8 protein-coding genes are annotated in these 7,487 nt (G+C 64.8%); 6 read left to right on the top strand and 2 right to left on the bottom strand.

The window, feature by feature from the left end:
• The 6 genes from BLX42_RS03450 to BLX42_RS03425 all read left to right on the top strand — a co-directional run.
• The coding region (locus BLX42_RS03450) for a heavy metal translocating P-type ATPase (RefSeq protein ID WP_161871147.1) at positions 1-2,314 on the top strand (2,314 nt) is incomplete at its 5' end.
• A 13-nt stretch (positions 2,315-2,327) separates the two neighbouring features.
• Positions 2,328-2,540, top strand: coding sequence for a cbb3-type cytochrome oxidase assembly protein CcoS (gene ccoS / locus BLX42_RS03445; protein ID WP_046785296.1), 213 nt, complete (start codon positions 2,328-2,330; stop codon positions 2,538-2,540).
• Positions 2,533-3,216: a sulfite exporter TauE/SafE family protein gene (locus tag BLX42_RS03440; protein WP_046785297.1), complete on the top strand. Its 684-nt coding sequence runs from the start codon at positions 2,533-2,535 to the stop codon at positions 3,214-3,216. The genes ccoS and BLX42_RS03440 overlap by 8 nt, the downstream gene beginning before the upstream one ends.
• Positions 3,217-3,324: 108 nt before the next feature.
• Positions 3,325-4,707 (top strand): oxygen-independent coproporphyrinogen III oxidase, encoded by a 1,383-nt coding sequence (gene hemN / locus BLX42_RS03435; protein WP_115274246.1) that lies wholly within the window; start codon positions 3,325-3,327, stop codon positions 4,705-4,707.
• A 185-nt stretch (positions 4,708-4,892) separates the two neighbouring features.
• Positions 4,893-5,627 carry a Crp/Fnr family transcriptional regulator FnrA gene (fnrA, locus tag BLX42_RS03430; protein ID WP_012315416.1) on the top strand — a complete coding sequence of 245 codons (735 nt, stop codon included), beginning with the start codon at positions 4,893-4,895 and terminating at the stop codon, positions 5,625-5,627.
• 55 nt (positions 5,628-5,682) lie between these two features.
• Complete coding sequence (locus tag BLX42_RS03425; protein WP_003254303.1) at positions 5,683-6,231, top strand: adenine phosphoribosyltransferase; 549 nt, start codon at positions 5,683-5,685, stop codon at positions 6,229-6,231.
• Between the two features lie 111 nt (positions 6,232-6,342).
• Here BLX42_RS03425 and recR read toward each other — a convergent pair whose 3' ends face one another.
• Together recR and BLX42_RS03415 are read right to left on the bottom strand one after the other, a co-directional pair.
• Positions 6,343-6,945, bottom strand: a complete 603-nt coding sequence (gene recR / locus BLX42_RS03420) for a recombination mediator RecR (RefSeq protein ID WP_012315417.1) — start codon at positions 6,943-6,945, stop codon at positions 6,343-6,345.
• 204 nt (positions 6,946-7,149) lie between these two features.
• Positions 7,150-7,485, bottom strand: a complete 336-nt coding sequence (locus BLX42_RS03415) for a YbaB/EbfC family nucleoid-associated protein (protein WP_012315418.1) — start codon at positions 7,483-7,485, stop codon at positions 7,150-7,152.
• Between the last annotated feature and the right edge of the window lie 2 nt (positions 7,486-7,487).

Below are 7,487 nucleotides of genomic sequence, written 5' to 3'. Positions count from 1 at the left end.
CGCCGGCGGGCTGGAACACTACTACCAGCACCGCAGCGACAATAGCGCCAACCCCGAAGCCCTGCCCAAGCAGTTGCAGGACGAACTGGCCCTGTACGACCGCAGCGACGTGCAACAGACCTTCGTCCGCCACCAGGGCGATCTGGCCGAAACCACCCTGCTGGTCGAAGGCATCAGCTGCGCCGCCTGCGGCTGGTTGATCGAAAAGCACTTGCGCAACCTGCCCGGCGTGGCCGACGCACGCCTTAACCTGTCCAACCATCGCCTGCTGCTCAGCTGGGAAGACCAACGCCTGCCGCTCTCGCGATTGTTGGCCGAGCTGCGCCAGATCGGCTACGCCGCCCACCCCTACCAGCCAGACCAGGCCGCCGAGCAACTGGCACGCGAAAACCGCAGCGCCCTGCGCAGGCTGGGCGTGGCCGGGCTGCTGTGGTTCCAGGCGATGATGGCGACCATGGCCACCTGGCCGGAATTCAACATCGACCTGTCGCCCGAGCTGCACACCATCCTGCGCTGGGTGGCGCTGTTTCTCACCATCCCGATCGTGTTCTACAGCTGCGCGCCCTTCTTCAAAGGGGCCGCACGCGACCTGCGCACCCGCCACCTGACCATGGACGTGTCGGTATCGCTGGCCATCGCCCTGGCCTTTGGTGCCGGGATCTGGACGGCCATCACCGGCAGTGGCGAACTGTATTTCGACACCGTGGGCATGTTCGCACTGTTTCTGCTCACCGGCCGCTACCTTGAACGCCGCGCCCGCGAGCGTACGGCAGCGGCCACCGCGCAACTGGTCAACCTGCTACCGGCCTCTTGCCTGCGCCTGGACAGCCTTGGCCGCAGCGAGCGCATCCTGCTCAGCGAACTGCAACGCGGCGACACCGTGCAGGTGTTGCCCGGCGCAGTGATCCCGGCTGACGGGCGCATTGTCGAAGGCCGCTCCAGCGTCGACGAGTCGCTGCTGACCGGTGAGTACCTGCCGCAACCGCGGCGGGTCAGCGACCGGGTCACCGGCGGCACCCTGAATGTCGAAAGCACGCTGAACGTAGAAATCGAAGCCCTTGGCCAGGAGTCGCGACTGTCGGCCATCGTCCGCCTGCTGGAACGCGCGCAGACGGAAAAGCCACGCCTGGCGCAGATTGCCGACCGTGCATCGCAATGGTTCCTGCTGTTCACGCTGGTGGCCGCCATCGTCATAGGCCTGTGGTGGTGGCACCTGGACCCGACACGGGCGTTCTGGATTGTCCTGGCCATGCTGGTAGCCACCTGCCCATGCGCGCTCTCGCTCGCCACCCCTACTGCACTGACCGCCGCCACCGGTACGCTGCACAAGCTCGGCCTGCTGGTCACCCGCGGCCATGTACTGGAAGGCCTCAACCAGATCGACACGGTCATTTTCGACAAAACCGGCACGCTCACCGAGGGCCGCCTCACGCTGCGCAGCATTCGCCCGCTGGGCGCAGTGGCCGCCGACCGCTGCCTGGCCCTTGCCGCCGCCCTGGAAAACCGCTCCGAGCACCCCATCGCCCGCGCCTTCGGTCGCAATGCCGAGCCTGCGGAGGATGTGCAAACGGTACCTGGGCTGGGCCTGGAAGGGCTGGTCGGCGGGCAACGCCTGCGCATCGGCCAGCCCACGTTCGTTTGCGCCCTCAGCGGCGCCGAAATCCCGACTGTCCCGGAGCCCCGCGGCCAATGGCTGCTGCTGGGTGATCGCCAAGGCCCGCTGGCCTGGTTCGGCCTGGACGACCGCCTGCGCGAGGACGCCCCTGCCCTGCTGGCGGCCTGCAAGGCGCGTGGCTGGCGCACCCTGCTGCTGTCGGGCGACAGCTCGCCCATGGTCGCCGAAGTAGCCGCCCAACTGGGTATCGATCAGGCCATCGGCGGCCTGCGCCCGGACGACAAGCTGGACCGGCTCAAGGCTCTGCAGGCTTCAGGACGCAAGGTGCTGATGCTGGGTGACGGGGTCAACGATGTGCCGGTGCTGGCCGCCGCCGATATCAGCATTGCCATGGGCAGTGCCACCGACCTTGCCAAGACCAGTGCCGATGCAGTGCTGTTGAGCAACCGCCTGCAAGCGCTGGTACATGCCTTCGACCTGGCCCGCCGCACCCGCCGCAACATCATCGAGAACCTGCTTTGGGCGACCCTGTATAATGGCCTCATGCTGCCGTTTGCCGCGCTCGGCTGGATCACCCCGGTATGGGCCGCCGTCGGCATGTCGGTCAGCTCGCTGATCGTGGTCCTCAATGCCCTGCGCCTGACCCGGCTGCCGGGCGTGGCGGCCACCGCCAGCGCCCCACAACCTGCCATTGCCTGATCAGGAGCCGCCCATGCCAGCCCTCTATGTCATGATCCCGGCCGCCCTGCTGCTCGTCGGCGTCGCCGTGTACATCTTTTTCTGGGCGGTGGACAGCGGCCAGTACGACGACCTTGAAAGCCCTGCCCACAGCATCCTGTTCGACGACCAGGACCCACGCCACCAGGCTGCTGTCAAACAAGAGCCCGACGAGCCGCAAGACAAGGACCAACCACCCCGTGCCTGACCTGCTTCCCCTGCTCGGCTCCGCGCTGGTCCTCGGCCTGCTCGGCGGCGGCCACTGCCTGGGCATGTGCGGCGGCCTGATGGGCGCATTGACCCTGGCGATCCCGCCGGAGCAACGGGGCCGGCGCCTGCGCCTGCTGCTGGCGTACAACCTTGGGCGGGTCCTCAGTTATGCCTGCGCCGGCCTGCTGCTGGGCCTGGCCGGCTGGGCGGTAGCCAGCAGCCCTGCCGCCCTGGCACTGCGGGTGGTGGCCGCGTTGCTGCTGATCGCCATGGGCTTGTACCTGGCCGGCTGGTGGAGCGGGCTGACACGCATCGAAGCACTGGGCAGAGGGCTTTGGCGGCATATCCAGCCAGTGGCCTCGCGCCTGTTGCCGGTCTCCAGCCTGCCCCGGGCCCTGCTGCTTGGCGCGCTGTGGGGCTGGTTGCCGTGCGGGCTGGTTTACAGCACCTTGCTGTGGGCAGCCAGCCAAGGCAATGCGGGGTATAGCGCGGCGCTGATGCTGGCGTTCGGGCTGGGTACCTGGCCGGTGCTGCTGGCTACGGGACTGGCGGCGGAGCGGGTCAACAGCCTGTTGCGGCGGCGTAGCGTGCGCATGGCAGGAGGACTGCTGGTCATCCTGTTCGGCCTGTGGACACTGCCGGGGCCGCACCAGCATTGGCTGATGGGGCACTGACAGGCGCTGCTGCGCAGCGGCCCCCTAGCTCTTGATACAAATCAACACAGATTCCTACAGACGACCATAGACTCCGGGGCACTGCTGCTCATTCCGGGGACCGCCCACATGCTCGAAGATCTACGCTGGGATGCCGACCTGATCCGCCGCTACGATCTGGCCGGCCCGCGCTACACCTCCTACCCGACCGCGGTGCAACTGCACAGCGAAGTCGGCTCGTTCGACCTGCTCCACGCCCTGCGCGAAAGCCGCCGGGCCGTGCGCCCGCTGTCTGTGTACGTACACGTGCCGTTCTGCGCCAACATCTGCTACTACTGCGCCTGCAACAAGGTGATCACCAAGGACCGTGGCCGAGCCGCACCCTACCTGCAGCGCCTGGAGCAGGAAATCCAGCTGATCGCCTGCCACCTGGACCCTAAACAGCGTGTTGAACAGTTGCATCTGGGCGGCGGCACGCCGACCTTCCTCAGCCATGTGGAACTGCGCCAGCTGATGGCCACCCTGCGCCAGCACTTCAACCTGCTGGACGATGATTCCGGCGACTACGGCATCGAACTGGACCCCCGCGAGGCCGACTGGTCGACCATGGGCCTATTGCGCGAACTGGGCTTCAACCGCGTGAGCCTCGGTGTGCAGGACCTGGACCCTGCGGTGCAGCGCGCGATCAACCGCCTGCAGAGCCTGGAACAGACCCGCACCCTGATCGAGGCGGCGCGCACCTTGCAGTTCCGCTCGGTCAACCTGGACCTGATCTACGGCCTGCCCAAGCAGACCCCGGAAGGCTTCGCCCGCACCGTTGAGGAAGTGATCCGCCTGCAGCCCGACCGCCTCTCGGTCTTCAACTATGCTCACCTGCCTGAGCGCTTCATGCCGCAACGCCGTATCGACAGCAACGACCTGCCGGCCCCGGCAGCCAAGCTGGAGATGCTCCGGGCCACCATCGAGCAACTCACCGCCGCCGGCTATCGCTACATCGGCATGGACCACTTCGCCCTGCCCGACGACGAGCTGGCCGTCGCCCAGGAAGAAGGTACCCTGCAGCGCAACTTCCAGGGCTACACCACCCACGGCCACTGCGACCTGATCGGCCTGGGGGTTTCGGCAATCAGCCAGATCGGCGACCTGTACTGCCAGAACAGCAGCGACCTCAATACCTATCAGGACGCGCTGTCCGGCTCCCAGCTGGCAACCCAGCGCGGGCTGCTGTGCAATCACGATGACCGCCTGCGACGGGCAGTGATCCAGCAACTGATCTGCCACTTCGAGCTCGACTTCGAGCCGATCGAAAGCGCGTTCACCATCGATTTTCGGGGCTATTTCAACGATCTTTGGCCAGCGCTGCTGAACATGCAAAAGGACGGCCTGATCCGCCTCGACGAAAAGGGCATCCGCATCCTGCCGGCCGGGCGCCTGCTGGCCCGCTCGGTATGCATGGTGTTCGACGCGTATCTGGCGATGCACGACCGTCAGCGATTCTCGCGGGTGATCTAGCCAGGCGAGTCGTTGACCGTGTGGACAAGCCCGCTTGCCAGGCACACTATGGGCAAGAACGGACCCCCGGCATGATGCAGCTGGGGTTCGGCCAAGGCGCATCATCCTCGCGCACACTGGCCTACACCCTATGCCGTAGGTTACCCTTACGACTTATGTGTGCTTTCCCACAAGGATCGATTCAAATGTCCGAGCCAGTCAAACTGCGCGCCCACGGCCAGGCCCATTGCAAGGATTGCAGCCTGGCCCCCCTGTGCCTGCCTCTTTCCCTCAACCTGGAAGACATGGATGCACTGGATGAAATCGTCAAACGCGGACGCCCGCTGAAAAAGGGCGAGTTCCTGTTCCGCCAGGGTGACAATTTCGGCTCGGTTTACGCCGTACGTTCCGGCGCCCTCAAGACGTTCAGCCTGAGCGACAGCGGCGAGGAGCAGATCACCGGCTTCCACCTGCCCAGCGAACTGGTCGGGCTGTCCGGCATGGACACTGAAGCCTACCCGGTCTCGGCCCAGGCGCAGGAAACCACCTCGGTGTGTGAAATCCCGTTCGAACGCCTCGATGAGCTGTCGGTGCAACTACCCCAGTTGCGCCGCCAGCTGATGCGGGTGATGAGCCGTGAAATCCGTGACGATCAGCAAATGATGCTGCTGCTGTCGAAAAAGACCGCCGATGAGCGCATTGCCACCTTCCTGGTCAACCTGTCGGCACGCTTCCGCGCCCGCGGCTATTCGGCCAACCAGTTCCGCCTGAGCATGTCGCGCAACGAAATCGGCAATTACCTGGGCCTGGCCGTTGAAACCGTGTCGCGGGTGTTCACCCGCTTCCAGCAGAACGGCCTGCTGCGCGCCGAGGGCAAGGAAGTGCACATCCTCGACCCGATCCAGTTGTGTGCGCTGGCCGGTGGTGCGATGGAGGCCTGAAAGCCTGCTTGAAAAAGGTATACTGGCGCATTCGTTTTTCAGGATACCTGCAACAATGCACAGCGAAGCCTTCGACCTCAAAGCCCTGATCCGCCCGGTAGTGGACTTCCCCAAGCCGGGTGTGATCTTCCGCGACATCACCCCGCTGTTCCAGTCGCCACGCGGGCTGCGTTATGTCGCCGACCAGTTCATCGAACGCTATGTCGAGGCGGAGTTCAGCCACATCGGCGCCATGGATGCCCGGGGCTTTCTGATCGGCTCGATCATCGCCCACCAGTTGAACAAGCCGCTGATCCTGTTCCGCAAGCAAGGCAAACTGCCGGCTGACGTACTATCTGAGGGGTATCAGACCGAGTACGGTGAAGCCTTCCTGGAAGTGCATGCCGACAGCCTGTGCGAAGGCGATTCGGTGCTGATCTTCGATGACCTGATCGCCACCGGCGGCACACTGCTGGCCGCAGCCAACCTGGTGCGCCGCACCGGTGCACAGGTGTTCGAGGCGGCGGCGATCATCGACCTGCCTGAGCTGGACGGTTCGCGCCGGCTGCAGGCGGCGGGTGTGCCGACCTTCTGCCTGACCGAGTTTTCGCTGAGCGAGTACTGAGTGATTCTTGGGGTGCTTTGCACCCCTTTCGCGACACAAGGCCGCCCCTACAGGGGACCGCGTACGGCCTTATGTCGCGAAAGGGCCGCACAGCGGCCCCAGCAATTCAAATCAAAGGGAAATCGGCTTACGCCCCGCAAAGGCATGTGCCAGGGTGCCGCCGTCGACCAGCTCCAGCTCGCCGCCCAGCGGCACGCCATGGGCAATCCGCGAGGCTACCAGCCCCTTCTCGGCCAGCAACTGCGCGATGTAATGTGCTGTCGCCTCCCCTTCCACAGTCGGGTTGGTGGCCAGGATCACCTCGGTAAAGCTGCCCTGCTCCTCGATCCGCGCCATCAGCTGCGGCACGCCAATAGCATCAGGCCCCAGGCCATCAAGCGGCGACAGATGCCCCTTGAGCACGAAGTAGCGACCGCGATAGCCGGTCTGCTCCACCGCATACACATCCATCGGCCCCTCCACCACGCACAGCTGGGTATCGTCGCGGCGTGTATCAGCGCATTGCGGGCACAACTCCTGCTCGGTCAAGGTGCGACACTGGCGGCAATGGCCAACCCCTTCCATGGCCAGGCTAAGCGCCTGGGCCAGGCGCACACCACCGCTGCGGTCGCGTTCCAGCAACTGCAGGGCCATGCGCTGGGCGGTTTTCTGGCCGACGCCCGGCAGCGTGCGCAGGGCGTCGATCAGTTGGCGGATAAGGGGGCTGAAGCTCATGGGAAAGGCCTGATAATTCTATGAGAGGCGGTTTATACCGGCGCAGCCTGACAGCGTCAAATCTCACCTATCACAAGCGGCGCTCGATCCAAAGGCCGCCAGAACATCCAGGCATGCGCCCGGCAGCATCAGCAACGACCTGCAAACAACACCACAAAAAAAGCCGCCCTGGAACCCAGCGGCGGCTTTCCAACTGCAAATGCCTTAGAACGGCATCTTGAAGCCCGGCGGCAGCTGCATGCCTGCAGTCATGCCACCCATTTTTTCCTGGCTGCTCTGCTCGACCTTGCGTACGGCATCGTTCAGTGCAGCAGCAATCAGGTCTTCGAGCACTTCCTTGTCGTCTTCTTCAGTCGACATCAGGCTTTGATCGATGCTGACGCGCTTGACGTCATGACGGCCGGTCATCACCACGCTGACCAGGCCGCCACCAGACTGGCCCGTCACTTCGGCGTTGGCCAGCTCTTCCTGCATCTTGGCCATTTTTTCCTGCATCTGCTGGGCCTGCTTCATCAGGCCGGCCATGCCACCTTTCATCATGG

Source organism: Pseudomonas sp. SG-MS2 (genome assembly GCF_009933855.1).
Classification (GTDB): domain Bacteria; phylum Pseudomonadota; class Gammaproteobacteria; order Pseudomonadales; family Pseudomonadaceae; genus Aquipseudomonas; species Aquipseudomonas putida_E.
Note: the sequence above shows the minus strand (reverse complement) of the source record. Positions and strands in the feature narration are given on the sequence as shown.